Source organism: Neobacillus vireti (assembly GCF_036962345.1).
Taxonomy (GTDB): domain Bacteria; phylum Bacillota; class Bacilli; order Bacillales; family Cytobacillaceae; genus Neobacillus; species Neobacillus vireti_A.
Genome location: NZ_JBALNB010000013.1, coordinates 83,048 through 101,024, shown reverse-complemented (window position 1 = coordinate 101,024; position 17,977 = coordinate 83,048). Strand labels below are relative to the sequence as shown.

Genomic DNA, 17,977 nt, shown 5'->3' with positions numbered 1-17,977 from the left:
ATCGCTTGAGGAACAAGCAAGATTTGTCCTCAATACAGGGGCTTGAGAACAAATCGCTTGAGGAACAAGCAAAGGTTTGTCCTCAATACAGGGGCTTGAGGGCAAATTACGCAATTCCCTCTTTAAACCTTTGTCAAAATAAAGGCCGTCAAGATTTACTCTACAGCCTAACCACCCATGAGGTGGCTTTTGTATAAATTTCCGGTTCCCCCGGCTTTTTAGTTACCGGTACACTAATAATCGTGAGTCACAGTCATTATAAGCGCTCTATAGTTACCTTTAACATTAAAAATCAGATGACACGGTCACTATAAGCGCCCCATAGTTACCGTACCCCTTAATAATCACAAACAACGGTAACTATAAACTATAAGAACTCTTAATTACCAACAGAAACAAATAAAAACCACCTCATCAGGTGGTTTTCGTTTATTTCCCTAGTTTCCCTTGTGCAAGCTCGATTTGTTTAATCACTTGTTCTGGTGATGTTCCTCCGAAGCTATTTCTTACTGCAACAACATGCTCTGGTGCTAAAATCTTATATATATCCTCTTCAAATAACGAACTGAACTCTTGGTATTCTTCAAAGCTCAAATCGAGCAAGAATTTACCTTGTTGAATGGCATATAAAACAATCTTTCCAATCACTTCGTGTGCATCTCTAAATGGCAGACCTTTTCTCACCAAATAGTCAGCAATATCCGTTGCATTTGAGAAGTCATTATTAATGGCTTTTCTCATAATATCTTTATTTACTGTCATTGTTTCAATCATAGGTGCTAAAAGCATAAGAGACCCTTCAAGTGTCTCTACTGTATCGAACATACCCTCTTTGTCCTCTTGGAGATCCTTATTGTATGCTAGCGGCAGCCCCTTAAGAACAGTCAGCAGGCCAATCAAGTTCCCATACGTGCGACCAGTCTTTCCTCTTAAAAGTTCAGGAACGTCTGGGTTCTTCTTTTGTGGCATAATACTAGACCCGGTGCAGAAAGAATCATCAAGCTCAACAAATTGGAACTCTTGGCTTGACCAAATTACAAGCTCCTCTGATAATCTTGAAATATGTGTCATAATTATTGATCCAATTGAAAGGAATTCTAAAATAAAATCCCGATCACTAACGGCATCCATACTATTAGGATAAACCGTTTCAAAACCCAGTATTTCTGCAACACGTTCACGGTTAATAGGAAATGTCGTCCCTGCTAAGGCACCGGAACCCAAAGGCAGCCAATTTACACGCTTTAAACTATCAATGAGTCTCTCTTTATCACGTTCAAACATCCAGAAGTATGCCATCAAATGATGGGCAAATGAGACCGGCTGTGCACGCTGGAGATGTGTATAACCTGGAATTAACGTGTGAATATTTTCTTTTGCCTGCGCAAGCAGTGAACCTTGAACATCTTCAAGCAGTTTAATTAATTCCGTTGTCTTTGTTCGTAAGTAAAGATGCATATCCGTTGCTACCTGGTCATTTCGACTGCGGCCTGTATGTAACTTACCACCAACGGGGCCGATTTTTTCTATCAATAGTTTTTCAATATTCATATGAATATCTTCATCTTCTACTAAAAACTCAACTTCATCTTGGTCTATCATCTTTTTAATTTCAAGAAGTCCAGCTTTTATTTTTTCAGCATCCTCCGTCGGAATAATGCCGCATTCACCTAGCATTTGAACATGTGCTAGACTTCCGGAAATATCTTCCTTTGCAAGCTTTTGATCAAAGGAAATAGAAGCCGTAAATTCTTCCACTAATTTATTTGTTTCTTTTGTAAAACGCCCGCCCCATAATTTGGACATTGATGGTCCCTCCTCGAATCTAACAAGTTTGCCCTCGAAAAGCCTTCGAGGGCACCTGTTTATTATTTCATTATCTTTTCTTTATTATTTACCTCAGCATTTACCTTTGTAGGCAGTCCCCAAATTTTGATGAATCCAACTGCCGCATTATGGTCGAAGGCATCTCCTTTTGAATAAGTTGCCAATTCTTCATTATATAGGCTGTTTGGCGACTTACGACCTACAACTGTATGGTTTCCTTTATGGAGTTTCACTCGGATTGTACCATTAACTACTTTTTGTGTTTCATCAATAAAAGCATCAAGAGCTGGCTTTATTGGTGAATACCAAAGTCCTTCGTAGATAATTTTTGCCATTTGCTGTTCAACTTGAGTTTTGAACTGCGTTACTTCACGTGTTAGAGTTAAGAATTCTAATTCTTTGTGAGCATTAATTAAAATTAATGCTGCTGGGTTTTCATACACTTCTCTGGATTTAATTCCAACGAGTCGATTTTCAATATGATCAATACGGCCAACCCCATGCTTACCGCCAAGTTCGTTCAGTGTTTCGATTAATTGTACCAATGGCAGCTTCTCACCATTCAATGCAACAGGAACACCTTGCTCGAATTCAATTTCAATATATTCGGCTTGGTCTGGTGTTAATTCAATCGGTGCTGTCCAGTCAAAAGCAGCTTCTGGAGCTTCTGCCCATGGATCTTCTAAGACACCAGCTTCACAGGCACGTCCCCAAATATTTGCGTCAATTGAGAATGGATTGTCTAAATCTACTGGAATTGGAATACCGTTTTCCGCAGCATACTGAATTTCTTCATCACGCGTCATGCCCCATTCACGAACAGGTGCCACAACCTTTAAGTTTGGATTTAACGCTTGAATGGAAACTTCGAAACGAACCTGGTCATTTCCTTTTCCTGTACAGCCATGAGCAACAGCTGTTGCTCCTTCCTTTTCAGCCACTTCTACCAATAATTTTGAAATTAATGGACGTGAAAGTGCAGATGATAGCGGGTATTTTCCTTCATATAAACAATTCGCCTTTAAGGCTGGTAAAATATATTCCTTTGCTAACAATTCTTTCGCATCGATCATATAGGCTTTAATAGCCCCAACATTCAACGCCTTTTGTTTAATCGCTTCTAGATCTTTACCTTCACCAACATCTAGACCTAGTGCAATGACATCATAACCATATTTCTCCTGAATCCATTTAACTGAAACCGAAGTATCTAATCCGCCTGAATACGCTAAAACAATTTTTTCCTTAGCCATTTATATTCTCCTATCATGTACGTGAATTAATATTCAATCAATAGAATTATTATACAACAAAATTCAAAAAAAGCTACTATTCTAGCAAAAGTTTTAAAATTGCTTTTTGAGCATGAAGTCTATTCTCTGCTTCATCAAACACTACCGAATGTGGTCCATCAATAATTTCAGCGGTAACCTCTTCACCACGGTGTGCTGGTAAACAGTGCAAAAAGATATAATCTTTTTTTGCATGTTGGCAAAGCTTCGCATTCACTTGATAGTCTGCTAGATCCTTTAATCTTTTTTCCGTTTCTGCTTCTTGACCCATACTAGTCCAAACATCTGTAACGACAATATCAGCATCCTTGATCGCATCTATTGGATTATGTGTAATCGTAATTTTGCTTCCAGTTAATTTGCCGGCTTCAATCGCCTTTTCCGTAATTTGACCATTAGGTAAATATCCAGGAGGGCTTGCAATGCTGATATGCATTCCAACCTTTGCGGCACCTTCCATTAATGAATGAGCCATATTATTGTTTCCGTCCCCTAAATAGCACATCTTTAATCCAGCCAATTTGCCTTTGTGCTCTTGAATCGTTAATAAATCAGCCATTACTTGTGTCGGATGGTGCAAATCGGTTAAACCATTAATAACCGGAACAGTTGCATGCTCTGCTAGTTCTTCAACCGTCTCATGCGAAAACGTTCTAATCATCATACAATCAATATATCGTGATAAAACTTTTGCTGTATCCGAAATGCTTTCTCCTCTGCCAATCTGAATATCCTTTGAACTCAAGAAAATCGCATGGCCTCCTAATTGGAGCATCCCTACCTCAAAGGAAACTCTAGTACGAGTAGAAGCCTTCTCAAAAATCATCCCTAGAACCTTTCCGTTCAAATAAGGATGTGGCTTTCCTTGCTTTTGGAGGCTTTTCAGTTTCTTTGCTTCATCAAGAAGATAGAGTATTTCATCTGAATGGTAATCGGACAAGGTTAAAAAATCCTTGCCCTTAAATTGTGGTTGTTGTGATACGTCCTTTGAATTCCATTTAATTACATTTGACATGTTTTGCACCGCTCTCTTCGATTTGATAATACTCTGTTACAGTTCGAACGTTTGAAGGTGCACTCGATTGAGCCCGAAGGTCAATCATCGCCTCCACTGTATCAAGATGGGTAAACACAGGTACATTGTAACGAGTTGCTTGTTCACGAATGTAAAATCCGAACTTTATTTTATTTCTGCCTTGGTTTGGTATATTAATGACGGCATGGATGGTATTGTTTCGGAAAAAGTCATTGACATCTTCGTTATCCTTCACGATTTTTTCAATGGAAAGTCCATTTTTCTTAAGGAAATTTGCCGTTCCTTCCGTTGCCGCTATTTTATAATTTTGATTCACAAATTGCTGTAGAATCGATAGACTAGCTTGTTTTTCCCGATCGGAAATGGAACAGAATAAATAGTTCTCTGTTTCTCCGCCTGTAGTTGGAAAAGCCTTTTCCAGCGCTTCATGGAAGGTTGCTCCTAAACCTAATACTTCACCAGTTGATTTCATTTCCGGTCCAAGTACATGGTCAACTCCCTTTAATTTGCTTCTTGAGAATACAGGTGTTTTTACTGAATAATAATTAGGCTCTGCTAATAAACCATTTACACTCGATAGCGAGTCTAAGGATACTCCCATCTGAACCATTACAGCCCACTCAATCATCGGAATTCCTGTAACCTTACTCATGATTGGAACGGTTCGGGAAGAACGTGGATTTACTTCAAGTACAAGAACCTCACCCTGATATATAACAAATTGGATATTCATAATGCCTACAATTGGTGCAGATTTAGCAATTTTTTCAGCATAATCAATTAATGTTTCTTTAGTCTCTTTTGCGATTGAAAGAGGTGGAAAAATGCTGATACTGTCTCCAGAATGTACTCCTGCTCTTTCGATATGTTCAAAGATACCTGGGACAACTACATTCGTTCCATCACTAATCACATCGACTTCACATTCAAGACCTGGCATATAGCGATCCACTAATAATGGCCACATTTTATCCTGTGAGCTGTTTTCCTCAAGCTGCTGGATGTAGTAGTTTAGATCTTCCTCTGAAAAAATAGTAAACATCGATTGTCCGCCGATAACGTAGGATGGGCGAACTAACACTGGATAACCTATATTTGCAGCTGCATTTACCAATTCATCTTTATGATTAACAGTCTTTCCAACTATATGCGGGATGTTTAAATCTTCTAGCAGCTGATAAAATTCTTCACGGTCTTCAAAACGGTCGACATTTTCAACTGTTGTACCTAGAATCTTTACTCCTTCTTCCCGAAGATCATGTGCTAAATTAATCGCTGTTTGTCCGCCAAACTGAATTAATACACCTTCAATTTTCTCTTTTTCAATAACGGAAAGAACGTCTTCAGCCGTTAATGGTTCAAAATAGAGACGGTCTGCAACAGAATAATCCGTGCTAACAGTTTCTGGATTATTATTGATTACCACTGCCTCATAGCCCAGCTTCTTAATTGCCTTCGCCGCATGTACAGAGCAATAATCAAATTCAATTCCTTGACCAATTCTGATCGGTCCTGATCCGAGCACAAGGATTTTCTTGGTATCTGTCACCTCTACCTCATCGGCTCCAAGCCAAGTTGAATAATAATAAGGGGTAATTGCGTCAAATTCTGCTGCACAGGTATCAACCATCTTATAGCCAGGTTTCCAGTTAAGTTCTTTCCATTTCAATCTTATTTCCTTTTCATCTATACTGTAAATTTGTGATAGCAGCTTATCGGAAATATTGTGACGCTTTGCTGTCTTTAATAGATCAGTTGAAACATTGCTCCAGCTATATAAAGCTAATTCCATTTCTAAGGCAACAATTGCGTTAATCTTGTGTAAAAACCATGAATCTATATCAGTTAATTGCTTAATTTTTTCAAGTGAAATCCCTCTTCTGAAGGCTTCAGCTATGATAAATAGTCTTTGGTCATTAGGATTTTCAAGTTTTTCAAATATAACTTCGTTGTCAAGACCTTGGAACGTTTCCAAACATAGCCCATATATATTTAATTCCATGGAGCGGATTGCTTTATTAAGCGCACCTTCAAAAGTACGATCAATGGCCATTACTTCCCCAGTCGCTTTCATTTGTGTACCTAATGTACGGTCTGCTTCAGGAAATTTATCAAATGGGAAGCGTGGAAGTTTTACAACAATATAATCAATGGCTGGTTCAAATGATGCAAAGGTATTACCTGTTATTGGGTTCACAATCTCATCTAAATGATAACCAATGGCACATTTTGCTGCCATCCTAGCAATCGGATAGCCCGTTGCCTTTGATGCTAATGCCGATGAACGGCTTACACGCGGATTAACCTCAATAATGCAATACTGATTTGATTCAGGGTTTAGAGCAAACTGAATGTTGCAGCCACCGATAATCTCTAATTCTCTTATTACTTTTAACGAAGAGTTCCTTAGCATTTGATATTGAACATCATTCAATGTTTGGGATGGAGCAACAACAATCGAATCACCCGTATGAACCCCAACAGGATCCAAATTTTCCATATTACAAACAATAATACAGGTGTCATTTGCGTCTCTTATTACCTCATACTCAATTTCCTTCCAGCCTTTAATGCTTCTTTCCACAAGAACCTGATGAATCGGGCTTGCTGCTAACCCCTTCTTTAAGACAGTTTCAAGTTCTTCATCATTATGGGCAAAGCCGCCGCCGTGTCCGCCAAGTGTATATGCTGGTCGGATGATTACAGGAAAACCTATTTCGTTGACGAACGTTACACCTTCCTCATAAGTATGAATAATCGCTGATTCTGGGATTGGTTCATCAATCTTTATCATTAAACTGCGGAACCTGTCGCGGTCCTCGCCATTTTTTATCGATTCTACAGAGGTGCCTAACAGCTCTACATTGTATTTTTTCAGAATATTCTTTTCATAGAGTTCTACTGTTAGATTTAACCCGGTTTGACCACCTAAAGTTCCAATAATTCCATCAGGCTGTTCTTTTTGAATAATTTTTTCAATGGTTTCAACGTTTAAAGGTTCAATATAAACTTTATCAGCAACACTTTCGTCCGTCATAATCGTTGCTGGATTATTATTAATTAAAACCACCTGTATTCCCTCTTCTTTAAGAGCAATACAAGCCTGTGTTCCCGCATAGTCAAATTCTGCTGCCTGCCCGATTACAATGGGTCCTGATCCAATTACTAATACTTTTTTTAGGTTTTTATTTAATGGCATAACGTTTTTCTCCCGCTGAGGTAATCTGACTTATAAATTCTGTGAGTATATATTCTGTGTCGCTAGGCCCTGGATGTGCCTCCGGATGAAATTGAACCGTTTGTATAGGATAACGACGATGCATTAATCCTTCGATTGAACGATCATTAACGTTACGGTATGTGACTTGGAATACTTGCGCGTCGATACTTTCATCGACAACTACATACCCATGATTTTGAGCAGTAATTTTTACTTTTCCTGTGGCAATTTCTTTTACCGGGTGATTTCCGCCACGATGTCCATAAGCAAGTTTTTCCGTTTTCGCTCCATAAGCAAGAGCAATTAATTGATGGCCAAGGCAAATGCCTAATGTTGGATAATGCTGTGTAATTTTTTTGATTTCTGGAAACCATTGTTTTAACATCATTGGATCCCCAGGTCCGTTACTTAAGAGAACACCATCCGGTTTCAACGCTTTGATTTTTTCAAAAGATGTATTGAACGGGACAATGGTTACCGAACAATTTTTATCTAGCAGTGCATTGAGAATTGATTTTTTATATCCAAAGTCAATTAGGACGACGTGTGGTCCTTCATTTTGGAAAGTTTGTATATTCTTTATTGAAACTTTCTCTACCCAATGTGTTAATTCGTTCCCAGAGAAATCGGTTTGCTTGGTTTTACTTAAATAGCCTTTTACAGTACCACGGCTGCGTATCGTTTTTACAAGCAATCTTGTATCCACACCAGTTATACCAGGAACTCCTGCCTGCATTAGTTTTTCAGAGAATTTATTAATGGATTGGTAATGGCTTGGTGTTTCACATAAATCACCGATAACCACTCCAGCGAGTGAAGGCGAAATGCATTCATCGTCCATGGCATTGATTCCATAACTTCCGATAATCGGATAGCAAAACGTAATCAACTGCCCTGCATAGGAGGGGTCGGTGATGATTTCTTGATAGCCAGTCATGCTTGTATTAAAAACAACTTCTCCTAAAGAGTCCTTGTTTGCACCTATTAAAATTCCTTCAAAAACTTCTCCGGTTTCCAAAGTAAGGTAACCATTTTCCAAAACACTCACACGCCTTTCTCTATATACTTTGGAAAGCCTTTTCCAACTTTTCTATGAATTCGTTTATTTCTTCTTTGGATACTGTTAATGGTGGTAAAATTCGTACCACATTTGGTCCTGCTGTTAGAATTAAAAGTTGATTTTCAATTGCCTTTTGAACAATTTGAGGAGCCTTACTTCCGACAACGATCCCTTTTAGGAGACCTTTTCCTCTTATTTCTTCTATAAAAGTGTACTTTTGCTTAAACTTTGTTAACTGTTCATCTAAGTACACTGAGATTTCATTCACATGTTTTAACAAATTACTTTCGATGATATGGGTTATCGTTGCGACCCCAGCAGCCGTCACAAATGGATTGCCGCCAAACGTACTTCCATGTGTTCCAGGCTCAAATGCCTTTGCTGCCTTTCCCTTGGCAATGATCGCCCCAATTGGAAAACCCGAGCCGAGACCTTTAGCTATACTGATAACATCCGGCTCTATACCGTATTGTTCATAGGCGAACAGTGTTCCTGTTCTGCCGATTCCAGTTTGGATTTCGTCAACCATTAAGAGAATATCCTTCTCTACACAAATTTCAGCGATTTTCTTTACCCATTCTTGATTTGCTGGAATCACTCCACCTTCGCCCTGGACAAGTTCCAGTAGAATGGCAGCCGGCTGGAGGTCTTTTAGCTGTTCAAGTGCTTCTAGATCATTAAATGGCAGATAACTGAACCCTTTGACTAATGGAGCAAAACCGTGTTGGATTTTTTCCTGTCCAGTTGCTGATAGAGTTGCTAATGTTCTTCCATGAAAGGATTGCTGAAAGGTAATAACCTCAAAGGAACCTGTTCCTTTGATTTTCTGTGCGTATCTTCTCGCAAGCTTGATGGCTGCCTCATTTGCTTCCGCGCCGCTATTACAAAAGAAGACCTGATCTCCACAGCTATTGGCTGTCAGCAGTGCAGCAAGCTCCTGTTGATTTGGAATATTATATAGGTTTGAACAATGCCATAGGTTTTGAAGCTGCTCTTCAACCTTTTCTTTCACAACATCAGGTACATGCCCCAAGTTACATGTTGCAATACCAGAGGTAAAATCTAAGTACTTTTCCCCTTGATCATCCCATACATAGCTTCCTTTCCCCTTTACCAACGTAACAGGAAAGCGGCTATACGTAGCCATTACTGGCGAGATTGGGGAGACGGAAGTATCAATGGTCATTAGGCTATCTCCTCTTCTAAAACAATTTTTGTTCCAATGTTTTTGCCGTTCACATAATCTATCAAGCTATTTTTTTCAAATCCATCAATGATACCAACCATCGGTATTTTATGAACCAGCCCGTCAATGGCAGCTTTCACTTTTGGAATCATCCCGCCATAGATGGTTTGATTTTCAATCAGTTCTTCAACCGTTGTTTTCGTAACCATATCTAGTTTTGTCTTTTCCCCATTTTTTTCAACTAAAATTCCTGGGATATCACTGATAAAGCAAAGGTTCGCCCCTAATGCTTTGGCTACTGCACTTGCGGCAACATCACCGTTTATGTTGTACCGCTGTCCGTCCGATCCAATCCCTACTGGTGAAATGATTGGAATATGTCCTTGATTTACAATACTTTCAATGATGGAAGTATTCACTTCAACAACGTCCCCGACAAACCCTAAACTTTCATCTGCAGTTGGAATGGCTTTTAACAAACCTCCATCCACTCCACTCATACCAAATGAACTTCCGCCGGCTTCAATGATGTTCCGTACTACTTGTTTATTCACCGTTCCGCTTAATACCATTTCTACAATATCCAAAACCTCGTTATTGGTTACTCGTAACCCATTTACAAAGGTAGTTTCAACTTCTAAGCTTTTTAATAATTTATTGATAAGTGGTCCGCCTCCATGGACAATAATCGGTGTCCATTCACCTTTTTGATGAAGCGTAATGACATCTTCATAAAAGGACTTTGGCAGATTTTCTAACACACTTCCGCCACACTTAATGACTAAATATTTCATCGATAACCCTCCACTTACGTGCGGTAGGAAGCGTTGATTTTCACGTAATCATAGGTTAAATCGCAGCCCCATGCCGTTGCACTTTCTTCCCCTTGATTGAGCTCAACAAGAATTTTAACGGTTTCCATTTCTAGGTATTCTTTCACTTCTTCTTCAACAAACGAACAAGGCAAACCATTTTCAAATACTTTGTATGGGCCAATCGCTACTTTTAGTTTATTCGGTTCTACTGGAATTCCTGAATATCCGATGGCTGTAACAATTCTTCCCCAGTTCGGATCCGTTCCATAAATTGCTGTCTTTACAAGATTAGAAGAGATAATGGACTTTCCAACAGCTCTTGCAGCATCATGACTGAATGCCCCATTTACTTGAACTTCTACTAGCTTCGTGGCTCCTTCACCATCTCTGGCGATTTTCTTTGCAAGCTCTTCACTAACTAGTTTTAAGCCTGATTTGAAAAGCTCCCAATCTGGATGATCTTTTGTTAACTGGTCGTTACCTGCTAAGCCGTTTGCTAGGACTAAAACCATATCATTTGTACTTGTATCACCATCAACGGTAATCATATTAAAAGTTTGATTCGTAATATCTTTTAGGGCACTATGCAAATCCTCATGGGCAATATTTGCGTCTGTTGTGATAAAACCGAGCATTGTCGCCATATTTGGATGAATCATCCCTGATCCTTTGGCCGCGCCGCCAATGCTTACTGTTTTGCCGTCGATTTTCAATTGAACCGCGAACTGCTTAATGCAGGTATCGGTTGTCAAAATCGCTTGCTTGAAGTTTTCCTCTGCTTCATATTCCGGGTGGAGAATTTGGTCAATCCCTGACTTTACTTTATCCATCGGCAGTAATTCTCCGATAACACCTGTCGATGTGACAGCAACCAAGTGCTCCTGGATCCCTAATTGGCTGGCAAATCCTTTTTGTATTTCAATAGCGTCTAATAATCCCTGTTCTCCTGTACATGCGTTAGCATTTCCAGAGTTAACAATGATTGCTTGGATCTTGTTTTCTTTTGCAATACTCTCTTGAGTAAGTAAAAGGGGTGCTGCTTGAAAAATATTCGTTGTATAAACGCCAGCAACTGCTGCCGGAACTTCCGAAACAATATAACCAAGATCAAGACGTTTCCTTTTTATTCCGCAATGCATGCCTCCTGCTGTAAATCCATTCGGCAGGGTAACACTTCCTTCTTCTAGTACAACGATTTCTTTAGTTGAAATTGCTGGCACTTTTAACTCCCCCTTTTTCTTTTCCTGCTTCGTTATTAAACTCGTTAACTCAAAAGTTATCATTATGGATACATTGGTATGCTATTAAGCCCCGTCCTGACATCCCAATCGTTCATTAAGTTCGCATTCTGAATGGCTTGCCCTGCAGCACCTTTAACCAAATTGTCGATTACCGAAACGATCGTAAGGCGATTGGTCCGCGGGTCAACATGTAATCCGATATCACAGTAGTTGCTTCCTTGTACTTCTTTGGTAGCGGGATAAATCCCCTCTGGCCGAATCCGTACAAAAGGATGATTTTTGTAAAATTCCCTATATAACTCATTTACCTCATTCGTTGAAACATTCCCCGTTAAATTCACGTAGGCTGTAATCATGATTCCTCTGTTCATTGGAACTAAGTGGGTTGAAAATGAGATGGTAATCAAACTTCCAGTTTCATCTTTTAGTACTTGCTCAATTTCCGGTATATGCTGGTGTGCGCCTAGTTTATATGCTTTGATATTTTCATTAATCTCCGCATAATGGGTTGTTAAGGAAAGACCTCTTCCTGCACCGGATACCCCTGACTTCGCATCAATAATAACGCTTTTTTTGTCTGCTAAATTTGCTTTTAAGATAGGTATTAGACCTAGTGTGGTTGCAGTTGGATAGCAGCCCGGGTTAGCAATAAAACTTGCCCCTTTAATTTCTTCTGCATAAATCTCACTTAATCCATAAACTGCTTTGCTTAAATAATGCTTTTCTGGTGCAGTATGCTTATACCAAGTTTCATATTCACTTTGCGACCTTAGCCGGAAATCTCCCGAAAGGTCGATAACCTTTATTCCTTTATCTACAAGCTGCGGCGCCATCTTACTACTTACGCCTGATGGTGTCGCCAAAAACACGATATCATTTTGTTCAGTTAATCTATCTAAATCAAAACTTTCAAGTGGTTGATTGATAATTTCTGTTAGGTGTGGATAGGATTCACTAAAATTGTGCCCTGCCTGCGAGTTGGAAATAACGGATCCAACCTCCAAGAAAGGATGATTATGAATAAGTCTTATCAATTCAATAGCGCCGTATCCTGTTCCACCAATGATGGCTGCTTTCATTTAATTCATCTCCTGCAGTTCCTTTATAATGAATCATTATACATTCCATGTAATAATTATTCAACAAAAAAATTGCCTAATTTTCAGTTTTTTATTGGGTTTTATTACCCTAACATTTGGAAACGCTTTCATTTATGTATGCATGAATATACGGATATTATGCAAAGTATATGCATGTTCGTAATTTCCCCCGAAATTCTCAGTATATTGGTGTAATAAGCAAGATTGATTCACTATAATCTTGAGAAATACAAAATCCAATTGGATAACTATGGTAAAATAAAGGAAGTTTAAATTTATCATAAAGGGTTGGATATGAGGATGAAAACACGGAGGACTTTAATTAAAGCTATAGGCATTTTTTCACTCATCTTACTTTTATACTTTGCTTCTTTACATATAAAGATTAGAGAACATACGAATGTAAAGGCACCTAATCATGCAGACTATATTATTATTCTTGGTGCTCGTGTAAAAGGTGAAGTACCTTCATTGGCTCTTCAATATCGAATAGACACGGCAGCCGACTATTTAAAAGCTAATAAGGAAAGTATTGCAATTGCCTCAGGGGGACAAGGGGCAGGCGAAGAAATTAGTGAAGCAGAAGCAATTAAAAGAGGCTTAATTGCCCGAGGGATTAATAGGAATAGAATTTTATTAGAGGATCATTCAACGGACACAGTAGAGAATATCAAATTTTCAAAAAAACTAACTCCAAATAATCTGCAGACTGGATTACTTGTAACAAATGATTTTCACCTTTATCGAGCAAAATCTATAGCTAAGGATCAAGGTTTAGATTTAGAAGGTCTACCCGCTAAAACTCCAGCTGTAGCCATTCCAAAATCATATGGCCGGGAATATCTTGCTATAACTAAATATTATCTAGTTAAATTTTTTCAAGATTAAAACTGACTTATGATTACTAGCCAGTTTTAATCTTGATAAATTTGATAATTATTTCTTCCTTTTTCTTTCGCCTGGTATAAAGCCATGTCCGCTTGTTTATATAATGATTTTTCGTCTAGTTGAAAGTCGTTATAGAAGGAAATCCCAATACTAGTAGTGATTTGTATATTTTCACCTGATACATGCCATTCACTTAGACTTAGCAGTATTCTTTCCGCGATTTCTTTGGCATTTGTTTTATCAGTTAAATCAGGTAATAGAATAACAAATTCATCACCACCCATTCTTGCCATTATGTCATTCTTTCTCAACGTGTTCTTTACACACGAGGCAAATCCTCTCAGCACCTCATCACCAATGTCATGGCCAAGTGTATCATTAATTTTTTTAAAAGAATCTATATCTAGTGCGAAAATTGCGAGTGTCAAATTTGTTTTTTTGGCCCTCGCCATTTCTACTTTTAAGCTTTGCGAAAAGTAATTCCTATTTGGCAAGCCTGTTAATGGATCATGAAGAGCAAGGTGCTTTAACTTGTTTTCATATTTCTTTCTTTCAGTGATATCTTTATATACTGCGACACCGCCATCCCAGTTACCATTATGATCATAAATAGGTGAATACGAAGCAAGAAAATCAATTCCTTCTCCATCTCCCGTGATGCGTTTCACTTCATGAGATTGGATAGTTTCACCTCTTTTTAATTTTTCGATAATTTCTCTTAAATCTTCCTTACTGTCCTCTGGAATAATACTAATTGACTTATCGTTCAAAATTTCTTCTTGCGGCCATCTTAATAATTTTTCAAAAGATTTATTTACAGATACAAAATCTTCATTTCTATCGAATGTATACATGGCGTCTGCTACACTATTCCACACGAGCTCAAAATGGTCTTTTATTCTTTTTATTTCCTGCTCTTTCTCCCTTTGTTCTGTTAAGTCACGTACAATAGCTAACAAATGGGTACACTCTCCATCTTGATTAAACACAGGTGTAATGGTCGATTCCCAATAAATTAATTCAAGGTTATAATTAAATTTTTGGGGAAGCGTTGAAATCTTAACCTGGTCTTCGTAGATGATTGGCTTTTTCTTCTCCATTGCTTCACGGTATTTTTCCTTAATAATTAGATAGGCCTTCTCGGGCAAAACCTCCTCTATCGGTTTTCCAAAGGATTCATTCGTTAATCCGTAAAGGTCTTTAGCAGGTTTATTTAGAAGAACGTAACTAAAAGATTTATCACTGTTTACTTTTGTTAAAAAAACTAAATCCGTCATATTATTAAACAACTGAAAAAATAGATTGTGGCTATTTAAAATTTCTAAATTGGTTATTTCATACATTTACATATCGCCTTTTATCATTGGTAGACTGTATCTCCCGTTTATCTTACCAAAAAACACAGACTTCTACACTTAGAGGAACATAGAAAAACTCACCCAAACTATACTTGGGTGAGTTTTTACGCTTATTTTTTTTGCCCTGTGTAAAAATGAATGGCATCCCTTAAGAATTCTGCGGTTCCAGGCTGTTCCTTGTCATAGTAGGCTGTAAATCTTTCATCATCCACATACATTTGTGCTAAACCTGCATGGGCTTCCTTATTGTATTCTTTCCAATAATAAGTTAACCATTGCTTGTGTAGATCCGCAGCCTTTTGCGCTAATTCACCTGCGGGGTCCCCTGTTTTAAAGGCTTCTGCAAGTGTAACGTGCACTTGATCGGCTAACGTAGTTACCTCCTCAAATTGTTCCTGTGTCATGTTCATGACTTTTGCGTTAGAGGCTTCGATATTATCCTTGCCATATTTTTCGCGAATTTCTTTACCATACTTATCCTCGTTATCCTCAACAAGCATCTTCTTAAAGCCTTCAAATTTTTCCTTATTTGACATGGTCATTCTCCCTTCTGATACTGCTATTGTTTTATCGACGTTAGCGATTAATAAATCTAGTTGTTCTCTTTTTTTGAGGAGTTTTTCACGGTGTTCCCGCAGTGCTATTGCACTGTCGAAATCAGGAGCAGTTACAATTTCCTTGATGCTGTCTAACCCTAGCCCTAACTCTCTAAAAAAACGGATTTGCTGAAGGCGATTAACTTCCTCCTGACCATAGATTCGATATCCAGATGAATTGATTCTTGCCGGCTTAAGAATTCCAATTTCATCATAGTATCTGAGTGTTCGCGTGCTGACACCTGCGAGACTTGCTAGTTTTTGAACAGTATATTCCATGTAATCATCTCCTCATTAACAACGATACACCTTTACGCAACGTTAAAGTCAATCACTAGTTTGCCTATTTTCATAAAAAAAGAGGCATCCACCCGTCTGGGTGATGCCTCTTTTTTTATTCTAATTCAATATTCAGTCATTAATGTCCATCTAGGGTGGACACTGTCCACGAGCGGTGCCTGTCACCGCGAATTGTCACCACGAATATATACCACGAGTATATCACCGCGATTAATGTGTCCTTTTATTTAAACCAGCCTTTTTCTCTGGATTGTTTGATGGCTTCGATTCGGTTTTTTACGTCGAGTTTGTCCAGGATGGTTGAAATGTAGTTTCGGACGGTCCCTGTTTTGATGCTGAGCTGTTCGGCGATTTCTTGTGTGTTTTTGCCATCTGCGACGAGTTCTAAGACTTCTTTTTCCCGGTCTGTAAGTGGATTTTCTTCGCTGTAAACATCGTCCATAAGCTCAGGGGCGTAAATGCGTTTTCCTTCCATCACCCGGCGGATGGAACTCGCCAGCTCCTCACTGGGACTATCTTTCAACAGGTACCCTCTAACCCCTGCTTTGATTGCGCGTTGAAAGTATCCTGTCCGTGCAAAGGTTGTTAAGATGATCACCTTGCAATCCATTCCTTTTAGCTCTTCTGCAGCTTCAAGTCCTGTTTTTCCTGGCATTTCTATGTCCATTATGCAAATATCTGGTTGATGCTTCCTTACTAAAGCCACTGCTTCTTCCCCATTTGAAGCCTTCCCCACCACTTCCATATCTTCCTCTAAATTGAGAAGTGAACCGAAGGCGCCTAATAGCATTTGCTGGTCTTCCGCAATTACAATTCTAATCATTTACTACACATCCCCCTTTTCCGACGGCTTTACATCATTCGGTACTCTAATGACTAAGGTTGTGCCTTCTTTTGTTAAAAGCTCTATGCTGCCATTAATAAATTCAAGGCGTTCTTTCATTCCTAAAAGACCGCTTCCTCTCGTATCTTTATCTCCTTCATCTTTAAACACACCATTATCATGGATGGTCATCACTATTTCCTTCCATGATTGCTCAATAGAAATAGAGCAGGAGCTTGCACCGCTATGTTTGACGACATTATTTACTGCCTCTTTCATACACATACTAAGAATGTTTTCGGTTAGTAACGGAACATTTTTTAACGAAAAGTCTTGATTACCTTCGAAGTTGATTTCGGCGGCCTTTAATATTTGCTTCACCCGGACAATCTCTTCCTTTAATCGAATTCCCCTCATCGAAGATACCATTTTTCGAACTTCACTTAATGCTGTTCTTGCTGTTTGCTGAACATCCTTTAATTCACTGCGTGCCTGTTCAGGATCTTTTGTAATTAGGCGTCTTGCTAAATCACTTTTCAAACCAATAAGTGAAAGCTTTTGACCCAAAGTGTCATGAAGGTCGCGGGCAATTCGCTGTCTCTCCTCTAACTTCACCAGCTCTGATATCCGCTTGTTTGCATCCTCTAGTTTCTCCTCAAGCTGCCCCATCTCTTTTTTGTTACGAATATTAAAAGGAAGCAAAATGACACTAATCCAAATAATAATAACAAAAGGCAATTGTTTGAGAAAAAGTGCATCCATCTGTACAATGCTGAAGTTAATCGATGCAGAAGTGCTGATCAAATGAATAAAATATAACGTAAAGAACGTAATCCGATCTTTAATATTTCCGATAAAATACGCGAGGAAAAAGGCAAAATAAACATAGCTGAAAAGACTGGTGGATGTAATTGATATACCGATTAAGATGAATGTCCAAAGGTATACTGGCCAGCCTTTGGCGAAAAATGCAATTCGATAGAAGATAAAAAAGAGAATCGTAAGGATTATTCCAACGATGATTTTAATAGGCGAGGATGTTTGGAATATAAAATAAAATGGTAATATACAAAGAATTGTCCAAATATAAGGTGAAATACCGCTATTTTTCTGGAATGTCATATACCTCTTAAACATAAAAGAACCTCATTTTCAGCTAAAAATAGTTAATTAACCTAATCTTACCACAATTCTCCTTAATCTTCATTTACTACTATCTATTCGACCAAACCAAT

At 38.6% G+C, this 17,977-nt stretch carries 14 protein-coding genes; 1 reads left to right on the top strand and 13 read right to left on the bottom strand.

Annotation, left to right across the window (positions count from 1 at the left end):
- Nucleotides 1-429 precede the first annotated feature (429 nt).
- From argH to argC, 9 genes are all read right to left on the bottom strand, one after another.
- Nucleotides 430-1,806: an argininosuccinate lyase gene (gene argH / locus V7108_RS16970; RefSeq protein ID WP_335568920.1), complete on the bottom strand. Its 1,377-nt coding sequence runs from the start codon at nt 1,804-1,806 to the stop codon at nt 430-432.
- A 62-nt stretch (nt 1,807-1,868) separates the two neighbouring features.
- Complete coding sequence (locus V7108_RS16965; RefSeq protein WP_335568919.1) at nt 1,869-3,080, bottom strand: argininosuccinate synthase; 1,212 nt, start codon at nt 3,078-3,080, stop codon at nt 1,869-1,871.
- Between the two features lie 76 nt (nt 3,081-3,156).
- Nucleotides 3,157-4,134 carry an ornithine carbamoyltransferase gene (gene argF / locus V7108_RS16960; protein WP_335568918.1) on the bottom strand — a complete coding sequence of 326 codons (978 nt, stop codon included), beginning with the start codon at nt 4,132-4,134 and terminating at the stop codon, nt 3,157-3,159.
- Nucleotides 4,118-7,354, bottom strand: a complete 3,237-nt coding sequence (carB, locus tag V7108_RS16955) for a carbamoyl-phosphate synthase (glutamine-hydrolyzing) large subunit (protein WP_335568917.1) — start codon at nt 7,352-7,354, stop codon at nt 4,118-4,120. The genes argF and carB overlap by 17 nt, the downstream gene beginning before the upstream one ends.
- Nucleotides 7,341-8,414, bottom strand: a complete 1,074-nt coding sequence (locus tag V7108_RS16950) for a carbamoyl phosphate synthase small subunit (protein WP_335568931.1) — start codon at nt 8,412-8,414, stop codon at nt 7,341-7,343. Before V7108_RS16950 ends, carB begins: the two co-directional genes overlap by 14 nt.
- A 19-nt stretch (nt 8,415-8,433) precedes the next feature.
- Nucleotides 8,434-9,621 (bottom strand): acetylornithine transaminase, encoded by a 1,188-nt coding sequence (locus tag V7108_RS16945; RefSeq protein WP_335568916.1) that lies wholly within the window; start codon nt 9,619-9,621, stop codon nt 8,434-8,436.
- The gene (argB, locus tag V7108_RS16940) at nt 9,621-10,415 is read right to left on the bottom strand and encodes an acetylglutamate kinase (RefSeq protein ID WP_335568915.1); all 795 of its coding nucleotides are present in this window, start codon (nt 10,413-10,415) and stop codon (nt 9,621-9,623) included. The genes V7108_RS16945 and argB overlap by 1 nt, the downstream gene beginning before the upstream one ends.
- A gap of 14 nt (nt 10,416-10,429) precedes the next feature.
- On the bottom strand, nt 10,430-11,656 hold the full coding sequence (gene argJ / locus V7108_RS16935) for a bifunctional glutamate N-acetyltransferase/amino-acid acetyltransferase ArgJ (RefSeq protein WP_335568914.1): 1,227 nt from the start codon (nt 11,654-11,656) through the stop codon (nt 10,430-10,432).
- A gap of 62 nt (nt 11,657-11,718) precedes the next feature.
- The gene (gene argC, locus V7108_RS16930) at nt 11,719-12,756 is read right to left on the bottom strand and encodes an N-acetyl-gamma-glutamyl-phosphate reductase (protein ID WP_335514252.1); all 1,038 of its coding nucleotides are present in this window, start codon (nt 12,754-12,756) and stop codon (nt 11,719-11,721) included.
- A 321-nt stretch (nt 12,757-13,077) separates the two neighbouring features.
- Here argC and V7108_RS16925 point away from each other — a divergent pair, with 321 nt between their 5' ends.
- Complete coding sequence (locus tag V7108_RS16925; RefSeq protein WP_335514247.1) at nt 13,078-13,665, top strand: YdcF family protein; 588 nt, start codon at nt 13,078-13,080, stop codon at nt 13,663-13,665.
- A gap of 26 nt (nt 13,666-13,691) precedes the next feature.
- Here V7108_RS16925 and V7108_RS16920 read toward each other — a convergent pair whose 3' ends face one another.
- The 4 genes from V7108_RS16920 to V7108_RS16905 form a co-directional block, all read right to left on the bottom strand.
- Nucleotides 13,692-15,008, bottom strand: a complete 1,317-nt coding sequence (locus V7108_RS16920; protein ID WP_335514244.1) for a diguanylate cyclase domain-containing protein — start codon at nt 15,006-15,008, stop codon at nt 13,692-13,694.
- A gap of 125 nt (nt 15,009-15,133) precedes the next feature.
- Nucleotides 15,134-15,898, bottom strand: coding sequence for a MerR family transcriptional regulator (locus V7108_RS16915; protein ID WP_335568913.1), 765 nt, complete (start codon nt 15,896-15,898; stop codon nt 15,134-15,136).
- Nucleotides 15,899-16,142: 244 nt separating this feature from the next.
- On the bottom strand, nt 16,143-16,742 hold the full coding sequence (locus V7108_RS16910) for a response regulator transcription factor (protein WP_335514238.1): 600 nt from the start codon (nt 16,740-16,742) through the stop codon (nt 16,143-16,145).
- A gap of 3 nt (nt 16,743-16,745) precedes the next feature.
- Nucleotides 16,746-17,879 carry a sensor histidine kinase gene (locus V7108_RS16905; protein ID WP_335514233.1) on the bottom strand — a complete coding sequence of 378 codons (1,134 nt, stop codon included), beginning with the start codon at nt 17,877-17,879 and terminating at the stop codon, nt 16,746-16,748.
- Nucleotides 17,880-17,977 lie beyond the last annotated feature (98 nt).

Excerpts from the sequence above, each read along its gene's own strand:
- argH (WP_335568920.1), bottom strand. The coding sequence starts at position 1,806 with ATGTCCAAATTATGGGGCGGGCGTTTTACAAAAGAAACAAATAAATTA.
- V7108_RS16965 (WP_335568919.1), bottom strand. The coding sequence starts at position 3,080 with ATGGCTAAGGAAAAAATTGTTTTAGCGTATTCAGGCGGATTAGATACT.
- argF (WP_335568918.1), bottom strand. The coding sequence starts at position 4,134 with ATGTCAAATGTAATTAAATGGAATTCAAAGGACGTATCACAACAACCA.
- carB (WP_335568917.1), bottom strand. The coding sequence starts at position 7,354 with ATGCCATTAAATAAAAACCTAAAAAAAGTATTAGTAATTGGATCAGGA.
- V7108_RS16945 (WP_335568916.1), bottom strand. The coding sequence starts at position 9,621 with ATGACCATTGATACTTCCGTCTCCCCAATCTCGCCAGTAATGGCTACG.
- argB (WP_335568915.1), bottom strand. The coding sequence starts at position 10,415 with ATGAAATATTTAGTCATTAAGTGTGGCGGAAGTGTGTTAGAAAATCTG.
- argC (WP_335514252.1), bottom strand. The coding sequence starts at position 12,756 with ATGAAAGCAGCCATCATTGGTGGAACAGGATACGGCGCTATTGAATTG.
- V7108_RS16925 (WP_335514247.1), top strand. The coding sequence starts at position 13,078 with ATGAAAACACGGAGGACTTTAATTAAAGCTATAGGCATTTTTTCACTC.
- V7108_RS16920 (WP_335514244.1), bottom strand. The coding sequence starts at position 15,008 with ATGTATGAAATAACCAATTTAGAAATTTTAAATAGCCACAATCTATTT.
- V7108_RS16915 (WP_335568913.1), bottom strand. The coding sequence starts at position 15,898 with ATGGAATATACTGTTCAAAAACTAGCAAGTCTCGCAGGTGTCAGCACG.
- V7108_RS16910 (WP_335514238.1), bottom strand. The coding sequence starts at position 16,742 with ATGATTAGAATTGTAATTGCGGAAGACCAGCAAATGCTATTAGGCGCC.
- V7108_RS16905 (WP_335514233.1), bottom strand. The coding sequence starts at position 17,879 with ATGTTTAAGAGGTATATGACATTCCAGAAAAATAGCGGTATTTCACCT.